The organism is uncultured Arenimonas sp., from assembly GCF_963976025.1.
Taxonomy (GTDB): domain Bacteria; phylum Pseudomonadota; class Gammaproteobacteria; order Xanthomonadales; family Xanthomonadaceae; genus Arenimonas.
This window is the reverse complement of sequence record NZ_CAXBJS010000008.1, coordinates 14,382-31,190: the sequence shown is the minus strand read 5'-3', so window position 1 is coordinate 31,190 and position 16,809 is coordinate 14,382. Positions and strand designations below refer to the sequence as shown.

At 69.9% G+C, this 16,809-nt stretch carries 10 protein-coding genes; 1 reads left to right on the top strand and 9 read right to left on the bottom strand.

The window, feature by feature from the left end:
* Positions 1 to 113: 113 nt before the first annotated feature.
* The gene (locus tag AACZ35_RS01330; protein WP_339825130.1) at positions 114 to 1,097 is read right to left on the bottom strand and encodes a glycosyltransferase family 2 protein; all 984 of its coding nucleotides are present in this window, start codon (positions 1,095 to 1,097) and stop codon (positions 114 to 116) included.
* Between the two features lie 109 nt (positions 1,098 to 1,206).
* On the opposite strand from AACZ35_RS01330, the gene AACZ35_RS01325 reads away from it, so the two are divergent.
* Positions 1,207 to 3,630 (top strand): hypothetical protein, encoded by a 2,424-nt coding sequence (locus AACZ35_RS01325; protein WP_339825128.1) that lies wholly within the window; start codon positions 1,207 to 1,209, stop codon positions 3,628 to 3,630.
* Between the two features lie 24 nt (positions 3,631 to 3,654).
* Here the strand turns inward: AACZ35_RS01325 and AACZ35_RS01320 are convergent, their stop codons facing one another.
* The 8 genes from AACZ35_RS01320 to AACZ35_RS01285 all read right to left on the bottom strand — a co-directional run bounded on the left by AACZ35_RS01320 (position 3,655) and on the right by AACZ35_RS01285 (position 16,773).
* Positions 3,655 to 6,054 carry an LTA synthase family protein gene (locus AACZ35_RS01320; RefSeq protein ID WP_339825125.1) on the bottom strand — a complete coding sequence of 800 codons (2,400 nt, stop codon included), beginning with the start codon at positions 6,052 to 6,054 and terminating at the stop codon, positions 3,655 to 3,657.
* A gap of 79 nt (positions 6,055 to 6,133) precedes the next feature.
* Complete coding sequence (locus AACZ35_RS01315; protein WP_339825123.1) at positions 6,134 to 9,421, bottom strand: glycosyltransferase; 3,288 nt, start codon at positions 9,419 to 9,421, stop codon at positions 6,134 to 6,136.
* Positions 9,418 to 10,566: a PLP-dependent aspartate aminotransferase family protein gene (locus AACZ35_RS01310; protein WP_339825120.1), complete on the bottom strand. Its 1,149-nt coding sequence runs from the start codon at positions 10,564 to 10,566 to the stop codon at positions 9,418 to 9,420. Before AACZ35_RS01310 ends, AACZ35_RS01315 begins: the two co-directional genes overlap by 4 nt.
* 73 nt (positions 10,567 to 10,639) lie before the next feature.
* The gene (locus AACZ35_RS01305) at positions 10,640 to 12,778 is read right to left on the bottom strand and encodes a Wzt carbohydrate-binding domain-containing protein (protein ID WP_339825118.1); all 2,139 of its coding nucleotides are present in this window, start codon (positions 12,776 to 12,778) and stop codon (positions 10,640 to 10,642) included.
* 67 nt (positions 12,779 to 12,845) lie between these two features.
* Positions 12,846 to 13,940, bottom strand: coding sequence for an acyltransferase (locus AACZ35_RS01300; RefSeq protein ID WP_339825116.1), 1,095 nt, complete (start codon positions 13,938 to 13,940; stop codon positions 12,846 to 12,848).
* Positions 13,941 to 14,038: 98 nt separating this feature from the next.
* Positions 14,039 to 15,352, bottom strand: coding sequence for a hypothetical protein (locus AACZ35_RS01295; protein WP_339825114.1), 1,314 nt, complete (start codon positions 15,350 to 15,352; stop codon positions 14,039 to 14,041).
* Between the two features lie 268 nt (positions 15,353 to 15,620).
* A complete protein-coding gene (locus AACZ35_RS01290; RefSeq protein ID WP_339825111.1) occupies positions 15,621 to 16,526 on the bottom strand; it encodes a hypothetical protein in 906 nt (301 codons plus the stop codon).
* Positions 16,408 to 16,773, bottom strand: a complete 366-nt coding sequence (locus tag AACZ35_RS01285) for a hypothetical protein (protein ID WP_339825109.1) — start codon at positions 16,771 to 16,773, stop codon at positions 16,408 to 16,410. Before AACZ35_RS01285 ends, AACZ35_RS01290 begins: the two co-directional genes overlap by 119 nt.
* Positions 16,774 to 16,809 lie beyond the last annotated feature (36 nt).

Sequence of the window (16,809 nt, the reverse complement as noted above, 5' to 3'; positions counted from 1 at the left end):
GGAATCGTACGACGTCTGGCTGTGTGGCGATGGCGCTGTTCAGCGGGTCCATGACAACGGCACTCCGGGGGGAGCCCGATTCTAGCGGCATCGCACACCGACGTCCTTTCCGCTCAGCGCCGGCGGCGATGCAGCATCCGGTGCAACGCGCGCCTTGGCACGCTGGCGATGTCGTGGTTCAGGAAGGCCAGCACGAACTGCAGGCCGCTGACGAAGGTCACCACCGCCACCATCACCGTGCCCGTGGCGGCGGCCTGGCCGGTGCTGGCCGACAGCCACCAGTGCCAGCCGCCGAAGACCAGCGCGAAACCCAGCAACAGCACCCCCGCCAGAAGTTCCAGCGACGCCGCCGGCAGGTCGCGCAGGTAGTAGTTGTACAGCAGCCGCTTGCCGGCATTGCGCAGGTGCTTGAAGGCGAATTCGCCGAACACGCGCGAGACCTTCAGGTTGCTCTTCTCGTCGCCGTAGCGCGCGTCCATCGGCACGTCCACCACCACCGCGCGCACGGTACCCAGCCGGAACAGCAGGTCGGTCTCGAAAAAATAGCGGCGGCTTACCTGGTCCAACGGCAGCCGCTCGGCCACGGCGACGTGCAGCGCGGTGTAGCCGTTGGTGGGGTCGAAGATGTCCCAGTAACCGCTCGACACCTTGGCCAGGAAGGACAGACCCAGGTTGCCCAGCCGCCGCAACAGCGGCATGCGGCCGATCTGGCGCAGGTCCCAAAAACGATTGCCCTTGGTGTAATCGGCTTCGCCGCGAAGGATCGGCGCCACCAGCTCCGGCAGCAGGGCGGGGTCCATCTGGCCGTCGCCGTCGAGCTTGACCACGATGTCCATGCCGTCGGCGATGGCCTGGCGATAGCCGGTGAGGGTGGCGCCGCCGACGCCCTGGTTCTGGTCGTGGCGCAGTACGCGCACGCGCGGGTCGGTGGCCCGGGACTGCACCAGGTCGCCGCTGCCGTCCGGGCAGGCATCGTCCACGCAGTAGATGCGCTCGACGTCCGGGCCGATGGCGTCGATCACGCCCAGCACCTGGCCGGTGACCCGGAAACAGGGAATCACCACCGCCACCCGCGGTGGATGTCCCTGCGTGTGCATTTCGCTACCCCTGTTCGGATCACTCGCTGGCAAAGCGCGCCACCTGTCTTGTTGTCGTGCGTCGTGCTCTGACAGTATCGCGCAACACCGCCGTCCTGGCTGCCGCCCGATGCCGCTTATCCGCAACCTCGCGCTTGCCGCCGGCCTGCTGGCACTGGCCGTGGGCATGGTGATCCACCCCTTCGACTACGCCGCGCTCGCCCCGCGCCTGCAGGACGCGCTCAGCCTCGCCCTGCTCGGCGGTGGCCTGGCCGGGCTGCTGGCCTGGCGGCTGCGCATCCGCGCCGCCACCGCCGTCTTGCTGGCCAGCCTGCCGGCGGCCGGCGTGATCCTGGCGGGCCTGCCGGGCGCCGCCGCCACCGCGCTGCTGCTGGCCGGCGCCATGGCCGCGGGCACCCTGCTGCCACCGGTCGCGGGCACCTCGCCGCTGCTGCGCCTGGTCGCCGGCCTGGGCCTGCTGGCAGGCCTGGCGGGCTGGCTGCTGCCCTTCCCCGTGCACCACGCGGGCACCTGGGGCCTGGCGCTGGCGGCCCTGCTGCTCTGGCGCCGCCGCCAGGTTGGGCGCGACCTGCAGGCGATTGCCGCGGAGTTCCGCGACGCCGTGGAGGAAACACCGCGCACCGCCTTCGGGGTCTGCCTGCTGGCCCTGGTGGTGTCCGCGCCGGCCTGGCTGCCGGCGCACATGGCCGACGACGTGGCCTACCACCTGGGCCTGGCCTGGGAGCTGATGCAGTTCGGCCACGCCCGCTTCGACATCGGCACCCAGGTCTGGGCGCTGGCGCCCTGGTCCACCGACGTGCTGCATGCGCTGGTGTCGGTGCTGGCTGGCGAAGAGACCACGGGTTTCCTCAACGCCGCCTGGCTGCTGATGGCAGCCTGGCTGGTTCGCGGCCCGGCCCGCACGCTGGGCGTGTCGCCGCGCCTGGCCTGGCTGGCGGCCGCGGCTTACCTCAGCCTGCCGATGAGCCACATGCTGGCCGGCAGCCTGCAGGTCGAATCGGCGACGCCGGCGATGTTCGCCGCCCTGGCCAGCCTGCTGCTGGCCCGCGTCCCGCCCGGCCCGGCGCCCATGTTCCTGCTGGCCACGCTGGCCGGCATGCTGATGGGCAGCAAGGTCAGCAACGGCCTGCTCCTGCTGCCGTTTTCCACCTGGTGGCTGCTGCAGTGGAAAACCGCCCTGCCCTGGCGCCAGCTGCCCGCGGCGATCGGCCTGGGTCTGCTGGCGGGCGGGTCGAGCTACGCCTACGCCTGGGGCCTGACCGGCAATCCGGTGCTGCCACTGATGAACGCCTGGTTCGGCTCGCCCTGGTACTTCCCGGAAAACTTCCTGGACACGACCTGGACCAGCGGACTGAGCTGGAACCTGCCGTGGCGCTGGGTTTTCGAAACCCCGGCATTCCACGATGGCGGCCGCGTCGGCGCGGCGGGCGTGCTGGCCGTGGCCCTGCTCGGCGGCTGGGCGCTGGCGCTATGGCCGCGCAGCTCGCGGGCGCTGGCGCTGGCGACGCTGGCCGCGGCGGTGCTGCTGCTGGGCCAGATCCAGTACCTGCGCTACCTGCAGCCGCTGATGCCGATGGTGGTGGCGCTGATGATCGCCGGGCTGGCGGGCACGGCTTCGGCGGGCCGCGAACGCGTGCTGGCCGGCGTCGTGGTGGTCCTGGTGGCGATCCAGGTGGTCGTGCTGCCCACCAGCTCCTGGCAGCTGATGACCCGCGAGATCCGCGTGCTCGCCACCCAGGGCCGCGACGCGGCGATGGCGCGCATGGTGCCCGAACGCGTGCTGGCCCGGCATTTCCGCGACATCGCCGAGCCCGGTGAATTCCTGCTCTACGCCCACTCCAGCAATACCGTCATGGCCGAACTGCCGCGCCAGGCGGCGGCCGTAAGCTGGCACACGCAGTACGTCTGGAAAATCCGGCGCCAGGGCTGGGACTGGCCGGGCATGATCGAAGCCAGCGGCGCCACGCACCTGCTGCTGCGCCATCCGGAAGAGCTGCCGGGCGTGGCCGGCGTGCTCACCGGCGCCAGCCTCGTCAGCACGGTGGACCGGGCCAGGCTTTACCGCCTGGCGCCAGCCATCGTTACCCCCACTTCGCTGCCGGCTTCCGGGGGCGAGGTGGCGCTGGAACTGCCGCTGGACGCTCCGCACGCCACCACGGGCTGGCTGGAACTGCAGCTGGCCTGCCAGCGCGAAGGCGCGCCGGTCAGTCTGGCCTGGGAGCTCGGGCGGCCCGCACGCGCGCCCATCCAACGCTGGACACTCGCGACCTGCGGGGCCGACGGCGTGGCCACGGCGCGCATGCATTTCGCCGCCCTGGCCGGCGCCGATGCGCTGCGCGTGCTGGCCCGTGCCGCGCCCGAGGCCGAAGGCATGCCGGTATCGCTGCTGCGCGCCCAAGCCAACCGCCGCCGCGACCCGAGCGCGGACTCGGAGCGTTTCCATGTCATCTGGGATGCTTTCTGTGCGCGGCCGGGCTGCGGCCGCGACCGCACCTGGCTGCGCACCGACCGCTGGGACCCGGTGCGCGACTGAGCCGCCTGCGCTGTTTCGGGCCGGTCAGCGCACGGTGATTTCCGCGCGGGCGACCACCTCGCCCTCGCAGGAAAGCTCCAATGGCACCGCGCCCGGCCGCCGCAAATGCGGCGCCAGTGTTTCATCAACGCTGAAGGTGGCCACGCCGCCGGCCAGGAAGTACTGCACCGGCTGGCCGGCCAACTTCAGTTCGAAACCGCGGGAACCCGGCGCCAGCGCCAGCCAGACCGCGGAGCGACCGTCGGGCTGCACGTTGAAGGCTTCGCCGGCATGGATTTCGCGCGGTCCGATGTCCTGCACGCCGGCGGCGCAGCCGGCGGCCGGCGGAACCACGGGCGCCGGGGCCACCACGGCCTCGCGGATCGCCAGCTGGCCGATGGGCCCTTCGCTGCCGTCCGGGCAGGTCCAGGCCAGCGCATCGCCATCGCGCAGGCGTTCGCGCGTTGCCGGATCCAGGCCCGCCGAGGCATTGAGGCCGGCAACGGTCATCGGCACCCGGATGTCCTCGCCGATGCGCAGCAGCGGCTGCCCGCGCGCGGACTCGAGCTGGAACCAGAATGAGCTGCTGCCGTCGGCCTGCACGTTGAAGCCGGCCCCGCGCACGAGGTCGCGCGGCCCCCAGGCGACGACCTCGAGCCCGCAGTCGGCGTGCGGCTTTTCCAGCGCCATGTCGGTGGCGCTGGCCAGTTCCGGGACGGCCAGCCAGGCCAGCGCATGCTGCTCGCCGCGCGCCAGGTCCTGGCGAAGCAGCACCAGGCGTTCGCGCAGCGCGCGTGCGGCGTCGCAGCCGGGGTGTTTGCCGCGGCACAGCTGCCAGCGGTCCGCCGGCCGGATCAACGTGTGGCCCAGGAACATGCGGGTGCGGCTGGCGTCCAGGCCCGCATCGCGGAACGCCGACAGCCAGGTGCGCGGCGCATCCTCGCCCAGGCGCGACAGCACCAGGTCGGCAAGCGCGAACAGCGGCAGTTCGCCCACCGGCACCACGCCCTTGCGGCCGTCGAACACCAGCAGCGGCACCCGCGAATGCGCCGGCGATTCGATCAGCGGCGAGGCGCCGATGGCGTCGCGTCGGGTCGGCATCACGATGCCCGAGAGTTCGAACGGATCCGGAGCATGGCCCAGCACCGGCGCATGGTCGCCGAAGCCGACCACCAGCGCGTCGGGGTCACGCGCCTGGATCGCCTCGACGTAGTCCATGAAGGCTTCGGTCGAATAGGCGATGGCGTTGGCGTGTGCCTCCAGCAGCGGCGCCTTCGGTGTCACCGTGATGCGGTCGGGGCGATGCGCGGCGCGCTCGTAGGGATAGTGCGAACTCAGGCTGACGACGTAGTTGAAGACCGGCCGCGGATCGTTTTCCTGGTCCAGCCGCTCCAGCACCTGGCGGTAGGTGCTGGCGTCGGCCAGGAACATGCCGTCCATGTCGTCGAGCTCGAAGGCGTTGACCGGGTAATAGCGCTCGAAACCCAGCAGCGGATAAGCGCTGTCGCGGCTCCAGAAATCGGCGCGGTAGGGATGGCTGGCCGTGGCCAGGTAGCCCGCTTCGCGCAGCAGCCGCGGCAGGCAGGGCATGGGCCGGGTCAGGTCGTGTTCGAAGGCGACCTGGTCACGGGTGGCCGGCAGGCCGCACAGCACTTCGAACTCGGCGTTGGCGGTGGCGCCACCGAAGCCCGGCACCAGCGCGGCGGACCCCTTCGACTGCTGCATCGCGCGGCGGAAGCGCGGGTCGAAAGGGTCGCGGGAGAACCGGTAGTGCCCGAGCAGCAGCGGGTCCCAGGCGGTTTCGATGAGCACCACGTGCACGTTGCGCGGACGGAAAGCGGGGCCGGCCTGCATGCGCGGCGGCGACAGGCCTTCCAGCGCCCGGTCGACCGCGCGGGCGTCGGGCACGTTGGCCTTTTCCCGGCGGTAGTCGGCGAAGTCGGCCATCAGGAACAGGCCGCCGCCGCGCCGCTCCAGCCGCTCCACCAGGTCGTCGGGCGAAGCCAGCGGCGCCGCGCGGTCGAGCCCGGCATCAATCCCGCCGGCGCCGACTATCCAGGCGGCGGCCACGCCCGCGGCCAGCAGCAGGCCGTGCCAGCCACCGCGCCGCGGCCACCAGGCCCAGGCCGCCAGCAGCGCGACGCCGGCCAGCAGCGTCGCCGCCAGCCACAGGCGCCAGCCCGACAGCACCTGCAGCAGCGCCACCAGGGCCGTGCCGTCGGCCGCCAGGATGGGCAGCTGCAGCTGCGCCACCTTGAACGCCGGCGCCGCGACCAGCAGCAGGGCGTACAGCACGCCGGTCATCCACAGCGCGATCGGCCCGCGCGCGGACAGGCGCAGGGCAAGCAGCAGGCTCAGCAGCACCAGCGCATCGAGCGCCATGCCCAGCGGCGAATAACGCGTGCCCAGCGCCGCCGCCGCCAGCCAGGCCGCGGCAAGCGGCACGGCCGCGGCCCAGGCCACCTGCCGCCCGCCGACCCTGGGTCCCCTGCGGCCGCCTCGTTTCACCGCCGTCCCGCGAACTTCAGCGGTAGACATGCGGCGTCCAGGGCCCCCATTTTTTTTCGTAGATGGCGCGGTTGGCTTCGAACAGTTCGCGTTTGGCCTCGGCCTTGAGCGCGTCGAAGCTGGCGGAAAGATGGTGGTGCACGAACACGTCCTCGGCGCAGGCGACCGACAGCCCGGCCTGTTCGACCCGGCGGCAGTAGTCGTCGTCTTCGAAGAAGCCCACGCCGAAGTCTTCGTCCATGTCGCCCACGCGTTCGTAGACGTCGCGGCGCATCGCCACGCAGAAGAAGGCGGCCGTGCGCAGCGGCAGGCGGCGACCCGGATGCGCGCGGGTGTGCAGCGCCGCCTTTTGCATCATCTCGTCCATGCTGTCGTAGCGGATGTCGAGCTTGGCCTCGTTGCCGATGTTGTTGGTCACCGGGCCCAGCAGGCCCAGCCCCGGTTCGGCGCGCAGGTGGTTGCACAGGCCGCGCACCCAGCCCGGCGTGACATAGGTGTCGTTGTTGAGCAGCACCAGGAATTCGCCGCGCGCGGCGCGCAGGCCGACGTTGTTGCCGGCCGAAAAGCCCAGGTTCTTGTCGTTGAGGATGAGCCGGCGCTGCTGGCCGGCCGGCGACGGCGCGTTGGCCCATTCCTGCAGCCATTCACGCGAACCGTCCGAGGACGCGTTGTCGACGACGATCACCTCGAGGTTGCCGTAGTCGCTGTGTGCTTCAAGGCTGGCCAGGCAGGCCTGGGTGAACGAGAGGTTGTTGTAGGTCAGCACCACCACGCTGACCAGCGGCTCGTGCAGTTCGGCCAGGGCCAGGTCGAAGGTTTCCGCGCGATGCGCCCAGGTCTGGCTGGCGGCGAAAGCCTGGCGCGCATCGGCGCCTTCGCCCGGGCCCGCGGCCAGGGTCGCGCCGACGGCGTCGACGAAGGCACCGCGGTCACCGGCGACGCGCACCAGACCGTCGAACTGCGCCATCTCCGGCAGGTCCACCGACACCACCGGCTTGCCGGCGGCCAGGTATTCGTAAACCTTCACCGGGTTGGTGGCCAGGGTCAGCGGGATCACCTTGAACGGCAGCAGGCAGACGTCGAAGCCATGCAGCCAGTACGGCAGGTCGGCGTAAGGCACTTCGCCGGTCAGGCGCACGTTCGGCAGGTCGGCCAGGGCCTTGCCGGCGCCGGCGGTGTCGTTGCCGACCAGCAGCACCAGCGCCTGGGGATGCGACTGGGCGACCGCACGCACCAGGTCCAGGTCGAACCATTCGGCGATGGCGCCGTAATAGCCGATGACACGTCGCCCGTGTTCGTCGGCGAAGACCTTGTCCGGGCGCCGGTGGAAGAAGTCGTATTCGCCGGCGTTGCGCACCATCGCCACGGCGCGGGCGCGCGGCCCGACCTCGGCCTCGAGCCAGCCGGAGGTGACGATCACCAGGTCGGCGTCGGCCACCAGGCGGGCTTCGGCTTCGAGAATGGCCGGGGCGTTGTTCTCGAAGCCACCGTGGTGGTCCATGCAGTCGTAGACCACGCGCGCGGCCGGCACCGCGCGCGCCAGCTTCAGCCAGTACGGATGCTGCACCAGCGATACGCCCGCCTGTGTCTGCGTCCATGCCAGCAGCTTCGCCAGGTCGGCGCGCAGCGCCTCGACCTGTTCGTCTGCGGGCATGCCGAAGTAGATGGGCGGCCGGCCGGCGAGGTTGAGGTGCACCTGGAACAGGCGCCCGTGCTCGTCCAGCGGTTCGACGCGGAAACCCGGTTCGGCGGCATCGTGGAAATTATTGGAAAGGTAGAACACCCGATGGCCCTTGCCGGCCAGCGCACGCGCCAGGTGCTGCGGGCGCTGGATGCGGAAATGCCAGTCGATCACCGACCAGACGAATACGTCGGGCAGGCCTTCGGTGGCCGGCGCCAGCGTTATGCCCGCCAGGCCATCCGGACCGGGAAGCTCCGAGGGCGCATGGCTGCCCTCAGTCAGGGTGCGCCCCACCAGTGCGGCGCGCGCCTGGTCGCTGATCAGCGGCGCTTTCGTGATCGCAGCGCGCATGACGCTGCGCAGCCGGGACTGGTCGTCCTGGCCGAGCTGGCCACGCAGCAGGCGGCCCAGAACGCGGATCGGCCGGGTCCAGCGCCAGGACCGCGACGCCTTGACGAGATCCAGTTGGCGCGCCTGCTCGGACAGGTTCGCGATGTCGTACTGCTGCACGGCAATTTCGCGCCGGGCTTCGGCGAGCTCGGCTTCGCTCGCCCGCAGCGCCTCGGCCGCCCGCGCCTGGGCCGCGGCGCTGACCTCCTGCATGTGACGCAGCTCGACCGAAATGGCTTCGATCATTTCGCTGCGCTGGTGCTGCAGCAGTTCGCGCACTTGCTCGAGCTGGGCCGGCAGCGGCAGGGCGCCCGCCACCACCGGCGCTTCGGCGCGGCCCACGCGCTCCCAAAGCTGGCGGCGTTCAAGTCGCGATTCCTCCAGTACCGGCTGCAGCAGCTCGCGCACCGGGGCGAGCCTGGCCCGAAGCCCGGGCAATACCTCGCTGATCGAATACGTGCCGTCGACACACTGCCGAAGCGACTGCCAGGCCTCGCGAAGCGGTCCGGGCAAGCTGTCGTCGCCGGCGGCGCGATGGTGGCGCAGCGCCGGATCGAGGAATTCCGAGACCCCGGATGCCGCGCGGGCATCCGGCGAAGCCAGCGACGCGCAGCCCGGCAGGCCGGCGATGCGCGCCAGCACCCCGCGCCAGTCGGCCAGCAGCTGGTCGTAGCCAACCACCACGTGCGGCAGCCGGGCTGCCGTTTCCAGCGAAGCCAGGGTGTATTCGAGCCACAGGAGCAGGCCGCGGCCGGGCGCGATGCCGTCGCGCACCGACAGCGAACGCGCCACTTCGGCCGGATGGCGTAGCAACAGCACGGCTGACAGCGCACGGCCCTGGTCGGCGGCTGCCTGCTCCCAGGCGTCGGCGAACAGGGACAGGCGCGGGTCCTTGGCGGCCCACAGCGCATGGCGGGCGCGGTCGTCGCGCAGATAGTCGGCCACCGCGGCCCGGGCACGCTGCCCGGCGGCGCTGGCCAGCCAGTCGCCCGGCAGCGACACCGGATCGTCCCAGCGCAGGCCCAGGGCCGCCAGCAGGCGTTCGTGCACCTCGACGGCGACGGCGTCTTCCCAGTGACCGGTCTGGTTGCCGGCGCTGGCACCAAGGACGCGGGCGCCCAGGTCGGCACCACACAGGCCCAGCACCCGGGCCAGCGCCGAGGTGCCGCTGCGATGCATGCCCAGCACCAGCAGGCCGGCGCTGGTGCCCGGCGCGGTGGTGGCGCCGGTCATCCCAGCGCGGCCTCGAGTTCGGCCAGCAGGTCCTGCACGTCCTCGACGCCGACGCTCAGGCGCACCAGGTTGCCGGTGACGCCCAGGGCTTCGCGGCGTTCGACCGGCACCGAGGCGTGGGTCATCACCGCCGGATGGTTGGCCAGGCTTTCGACGCCGCCCAGGGATTCGGCGCAGGCGAAGAGCTCAAGCTTGCCCATGAAGTCCTTGGCGGCTTCGAAACCACCCTTGAGCCAGACGCTGACCATGCCGCCGGGACCCTGCATCTGGCGCTGGGCCAGGGCGTACTGCGGGTGCGACTTCAGGCCCGGGTAGGCGACGCGTTCGACCTTGGGGTGTTTTTCCAGGTACTCGGCGACGGCCTGGGCGTTTTCGCAGTGCGCCTTCATGCGCAGGTGCAGGGTCTTGAGCCCGCGCAGCGCCAGGAAGCTGTCGAAGGGGCCCTGCACGCCGCCGATGGCGTTCTGCAGGTAGGCCATTTTTTCGGCCAGTTCGGTGTCGTCGCCGACCACGGCCATGCCGCCGACGATGTCGGAGTGGCCGTTGAGGTACTTGGTGGCCGAGTGCATGACGATGTGCGCACCCAGCGCCAGCGGCTGCTGCAGCATCGGCGAGCAGAAGGTGTTGTCGACCACGACGATCAGGCCGCGCGCGCGCGCCTTGGCGGCGACGGCCTGGATGTCCACCAGCTTCAGGGTCGGGTTGGTCGGGGTTTCGATCCAGACCATCTTCGTGTTGGGCTTGATGCCGGCCTCGAAGGCGGCGTCATCGTTCAGATCGACCCAGCTGAAGTCGAGGCCGGCGCTGCGCCGGCGCACGCCTTCGAACAGGCGATAGGTGCCGCCGTAGACGTCGTCCATGCACAGCACGTGGCTGCCGCTGTCGAGCAGTTCGAGGATGGTCGAGGTCGCCGCCAGGCCCGACGCGAAGGCGAATCCGCGGCTGCCGCCCTCGAGCGCGGCCACGCAGCGCTCGTAGGCGAAACGCGTGGGGTTGTGGCTGCGCGAGTATTCGAAGCCCTGGTGCACGCCGGGGCTTTGCTGCACATAGGTCGACGTGGCGTAGATCGGCGTCATCACCGCCCCGGTGGAGGGGTCGGGCGACTGGCCGGCGTGGATGGCAAGGGTGCCGGGGCGGTGGGTCACGGGGGCGTCCTGTACAAGCGGGGCAAGGCCGCCATGATACCCGATGCCCCCGGCCGGCCCCCGAGGAAAACCCTCAGTCCGGCAGCGTGCGCCAGCGGCAGGCCGGTTCGTCGCTGAGGTCGAAATAACCGACCTTGTAGCGGTCGGTGGGCGTGCCCTCGATGCGGAAACAGCCGGCGTCGAGGATGCGGTGCAGGAACACCCGCTCCCGGCTGCCGGCATCGAGCCCCTGGCACCCGACGTTCAGGAAATACGTACCCGGCCGCAGCCGCGTCAGGAAGCGGAACTCGACCTCGATCTCGGTACCGGCAGCCACCGACGCCAGGAAACCGCTCTGGCCGTGGCTGGACTGCCCGAACAGGGTAATGCCGTCCACCGACTTGATCGCCATGCCCATCTCGACCGCCTGCGCCTCGCGCTGGAAATGCACGCGGTAACGCAGCACGTAGGCCTCGCCCGGCACCAGCACGTTGACCCGGCGGTTGTCGGCGGTAAACACCTGCACGTCCCGGATGCGCGCGCCCGAGGGCACGAAGTCCACGGTGGACTCGGGCACCAGGCCCGGCTCGAAGCGCTCCTGGGCCTCCATGGGCCATTCGCGGATTTCGGCCGCGTCGTGGCCACCGGCCGGGCGGGTCGCCGGCGGCGCTTCCGCGCCGGCAGCGGCGGCGGCTTCGGTCTCGCGTTCGGAATCCCAGTCGGGTTTCCAGGCGCGGATTTCCTCGCGCAGCGCCTCGCGCTGGTCCAGCGGCGCGTGCACCAGGCGCTGGTAGCGCGCCACCACGTCCTTGGGCCGCCCGGTCATCAGCAGTTCGCCCTCGTCGAGCAGCACGGCGCGGTCGCACAGGTTGACCACGCTGGCCGCCGAGTGCGAAACGAACAGGATGGTCGCGCCGGCGTCGCGGATTTCTTCGATGCGGGCGAAACACTTGCGCTGGAAGGCTTCGTCGCCCACCGCCAGTGCCTCGTCGATGATCAGCACGTCCGGGTCGGCGTTGATCGCCACCGCGAACGCCAGCCGCACCAGCATGCCACTTGAATACGTACGCACCGGCTGGTCGATGAAGCTGCCGATGTCGGCGAAACGTTCGATGCGGTCGAAGCGCGCTTCGACTTCGCTGCGCCGCAGGCCCATCACCTGGGCGTTGAGCATGACGTTCTCGCGCCCCGAAAAATCCGGACTGAAGCCGCTGCCCAGTTCCAGCAGCGCCGCCACCCTGCCCTGCACCGCCACGGTGCCGCGGGTGGGCTGCAGCACGCCGGCAATCAGCTGCAGCAGGGTGGATTTGCCCGAGCCGTTGCGGCCGACGATGCCGACGGTTTCGCCGCCGTGGATCTGCAGGTCCACTTCGCCCAGGGCGCGGAACTGCTGGTGGCGCCGGCGTCCGGTCAGCAGTTCGAGCAGGCGGTCGCCGGGTTTGGCATAAACCCGGAAATCCTTGCCCAGGCGGCGGAACAGCAGCAAGCCGGCCACGGCCACCACGAGCGCCGCCAGCGAATGGCCACCGGCCAGCGCCAGGTCCGGCAGGCGGCCGTCGAAGAGCAGGCCACGCGTGGATTCGACCACGAAGGTAAGCGGGTTCAGCGCCACGATGCCGGCATAGGCGGGCGGCACCGACGACAGCGGGTAGAACACCGGGCTCAGGAACAGCATGGCCGTGGCCACCAGGCCGCCAAGCTGGGTGATGTCGCGCACGTACACGCCCAGCGCGGCCAGGATCCAGGCCAGGCCGCACAGCAGCACCAGGTAGGGCAGCAGCACGAAGGGCAGCAGCAGGGCCGTCCAGTGCAGCGCCGGGCCCAGCACCAGGCAGGCCAGCACCAGCATCAACAGGGCCACCACCGCATGCACCAGCGCCGCGCCGACGGTGACCAGGGGCAACACGGTCAGCGGGAAGACCAGCTTCTTGACGAAGTTGGGCTGCCCCGCGATCGCCATCGGCGAGCGGATCAGCACTTCGGCCAGCATGCCGTGCAGCACCATGCCGGCGAACACCATCATCGCGAAGCCGGCGCGGCCCTCGACCCCCGGCCAGCGGGCGCCCAGCAGTTCGTGGAAGGCGAAGGTGAACACTGCCAGCAGCAGCAGCGGCGACACCAGGGACCAGGCCACGCCGAACAGCGAGCCCCGGTAGCGGCCCAGCACCTCGCGGCGGACCATGCCCGCCAGGAGTTCCAGGCGGAAACCCAGCCTTTCCATGTTGTCTTGCATGCCTTGGCGATCTCCGCGCCTGGTTCCCTGCCGGTCGGCCGGCAGCGCGCAAGTCTAACAGCCCGGCTCAGCCGGCCGCTTTCGGCCGCGGCAGGCGGACGTCGCGCCAGGGCCGTTCGAAGGCCAGGTAGGACAGCATCGCCGCCGCCACCGAAGCCAGCAGTGGCCACAGCGGCGCCAGCGGCCAGGCCTCGGCGCCGACCGCCCGAAGGCCGTCGAGCACCGGCATGTGCCACAGGTAGAGACTGAAGCTGACCACGCCCACCAGCCGCATCGGCCGGGTGGCGAAGGGCGCGCGCAGCCAGCCCGGCCCGTGCAGCACCGCCAGCAGCAGCCCCGACCAGGCCAGGCCGAAGAACAGGAACCATGTGTGGTTGAGCGCCGGGTCCATGGCCGCACCCGTCACCGCCGCCCAGACCGCGGGGATAGTCAGCACCAGCGAGGCCAGTACGCCGCCGGTCAGCAGCCACCACAGCGCTGGTGGCAGCGGCCGGCCCTGCTCACGCAGGCCAAGGTCCACCCGCGCCGCCAGGGCACCGCAAAAGAAGACAACCAGGTAAGGCCCCAGGCGCACATCGTTGGGCACCGATTCGGCCGGCGGCCAGAACCAGACGGCGGCGGCCAGCAGCGCGGCGCCGAGCAGTCCTTCAACCAGCCAGCCGGGGCGCCATGCGCGTAACGCAGCCAGCGCCAGCGCCACCAACGGCAGCCACAGGTAATAGGTGAACTCCACCGGGATCGACCACAGCACGCTCTGGCCTTCGCGCAGCAGCAGGTGCGCCTGCAGCGAGGCGTTGTCGAGCTGGTAGTGCCAGCCGGTCACGCCAGCCCGGGTGAGTGCCCAGCTGGCGAGCAAAAGCACCAGGTACAGCGGCCAGATGCGCAGGATGCGGCGCAGCGCATAGTCCAGCCACAGGCGCGGCTGCCGGTATTGTGCAGGCTTGCGGTCCATCAGGATGCGCGTCAGCAGGAAGGCGCTGAGCACGAAAAACAGGTAAACGCCGCTCTTGCCGATGCCCGACAGGGAAAGCCCGGGAACCAGGTGCATGCCGCGGTTGGACAGGTGCGAGGCAAGCACCACCAGCACGGCCAGGCCGCGCAGGCCGTCGAGGGCATCAAGGTGGTCTTTGCGGCCGCTGGGCCGCCCCAGGAAGAGGTCCATCCGGCGGCACTATAGCCCAGGCGCCGCCTGGCCCGTCGCCAAAAAGAAGAGGGCCCGCCGAAGCGGGCCCTCCTGGTATTACGACTGGTCCCGAGGGATCAGTTGGTGCCCGGACGCACCATCACGTGGTTGCTGATCGAACCCGAAGCCGGATTCACGATCTGGTACAGACCCTGGATCTGGTTGTTCGGGCCGGCAACGGTCACGTTGACGGTGGCGCGCGGCAGGCCGCCGGTGAAGCCGGTCAGGAAGTCCGGAACCTCGATCACCTTGGTGCCGTTGGCCGGGACCTGGCCAACCATCTCGGCAGCGTCGGTCGAGATCGTGGTGCCGGTTTCACCGAACACGGAGATCTCGTAGTCACGCGGCAGGTCGCCGGTGTTGGTCAGGACGACGCGGCTGATCCAGCCACCCGGAACCTGGGCCAGCGGGGCCTGCAGCTGGGTGCCGTTGCGGACGACCTCGCCCACGTACTCCGGGCCGACGTTGGCGATCTCGAAGCCCGGATTGGCGACGGCGAACAGGGTCGCGTAGTACTCGCTTTCCTGCAGCTGGTCGACGGTGTTCGGGACGATGCCCAGGTCACCGATGTTCTCGTTCGCGCCGATTTCCAGGACCATCTCGGTGTCGGTGAACGAGTCGGCCGGACCGTAGAAGTTCCAGCCCGGAGGCGCCGCCGCCGAGAAGTCACCCTCGACCTCGATGTAGGTGGTCGGGTCGAACAGGGCGGCGAAGGTGATCACCGAACCATCGGCGTTGTACGGCGGAGCCGCGACGAGCGAGAAGTCCAGGTTACCGAACCAGCCGGGAACAGCACCGCCCAGGAACTGGGTGTAAGCGCCGGTCGGGGCTTCCACGTCGGCGATGGCCTGGCCCGGGGTGCCGATGAACTCGAAGCTCGGGACCGAGGTGATGAACGGCTGGTAGCCGGTGGTGTAGATGCGGCCAGCCGCGCCGCCGGCCTGGGCCTGCGAGGGCTGGTCGTAGATCGACCAGGCGCAGTTGACGGCAGCGTTGTCGAGCAGGGTGTTGTCGGCGGCGACGGCGATGACGATCGCGTCGGTGGCGATGGCCAGACCCGCGTCGGCGGTCAGCGAGAAGAAGATCGCCGGGGTGCCGGCGCCGTTCACCGCGCCAACGGCCATGTTGGCCGGGTCACCGGAGACAACAACCGGGGCGTCGATTTCGATGTTCGCGGTGCACTCGAAGCGGCCGTAGCGCACTTCGCTCGGGCTGAAGTTGTAACCCAGCTCGAATTCAACGTCATCGGCGGCGTCGGTCAGCAGGACCGGCTTCTCGAGTTCAACGGCATAACGACGGGCCGGGTCGGTACCCAGCACGACGGCACCGGCGTTCGCGGAGACCAGCAGGCCGGCGATGGTGCCAGCAAGCAGCTTCTTGTTGAAGGTCATTCGATTTGACTCCTGAGCTTGTGTAAGTGATCGAAGCAGCCGGGCGAGCTTGGACACCTGGCCACCCGCGTACATGCGTACCGGTTGGGAAAACTCGACCTGCCTTGGGCGGCGCCGGGGGGCAAGCCTCGCCGGATGCTAATACGGCCTTAACAGGCCGTCAATCGCCATTCAGGTTTTGTGAAGCCTGTCACATTTCGGCATTCCAGGCAAAAAAAGAGGGCCCGCCGAAGCGGGCCCTCCTGGTATTGCGACTGTTCCCGAAGGATCAGTTGGTGCCCGGACGCACCATCACGTGGTTGCTGATCGAACCCGAAGCCGGATTCACGATCTGGTACAGACCCTGGATCTGGTTGTTCGGGCCGGCAACGGTCACGTTGACGGTGGCGCGCGGCAGGCCGCCGGTGAAGCCGGTCAGGAAGTCCGGAACCTCGATCACCTTGGTGCCGTTGGCCGGGACCTGGCCAACCATCTCGGCAGCGTCGGTCGAGATCGTGGTGCCGGTTTCACCGAACACGGAGATCTCGTAGTCACGCGGCAGGTCGCCGGTGTTGGTCAGGACGACGCGGCTGATCCAGCCACCCGGAACCTGGGCCAGCGGGGCCTGCAGCTGGGTGCCGTTGCGGACGATTTCGCCGACGTTGATCGGACCGCGATCAGCGATGGTGAAGCCAGCATTGGCGACGACGTTCAGGGTCGCGGTGAACTCGCTTTCCTGGATCTGGTTGGTGAAGTCCGGCTCGAACCACAGGTCACCGTCGTTCTCGACGTTGCCGATGTCGAAGGTGGCGGTGGTGGCGTTGATCGCGTCGGACCAGCCGTAACCATCCCACCAGGCGTCGGCGGCGGCCGAGAAGTCACCCGTGACGTCGACCGAAGTGGTCGGGTCGAACAGGGCGGCGAAGGTGATCACCGAACCGTCGGCGTTGTACGGCGGAGCCGCAACCAGCGTGAAGTCCAGGTGGCCGTAGTAGCCGTCACCGAGCAGGAAGTCGGTGTAGGCGCCGTTGGTGGCTTCCACGTCGGCAACCGCCTGGCCACCGTCGGACACGAACTCAAAGCTCGGGACCGAGGTGATGAACGGCTGGTAGCCGGTGGTGTAGATGCGGCCGGCAGCGCCGCCCGCCTGGGCCTGCGACGGCTGGTCGTAGATCGGCCATGTTGGCCGGGTCACCGGAGACAACCACCGGGGCGTCGATTTCGATGTTCGAGGTGCACTCGAAGCGGCCATAGCGCACTTCGCTCGGGCTGAAGTTGTAACCCAGCTCGAATTCAACATCATCGGCGGCGTCGGTCAGCAGGACCGGCTTCGTGAGCTCGACGGCGTAACGACGGGCCGGGTCGGTACCCAGCACGACGGCACCGGCATTAGCCGAGACCAGCAGGCCGGCGATGGCGCCGGCAAGCAGCTTCTTGTTCATGGACATTTGTTTGTTACTCCCAAGCTTAGGAATTAA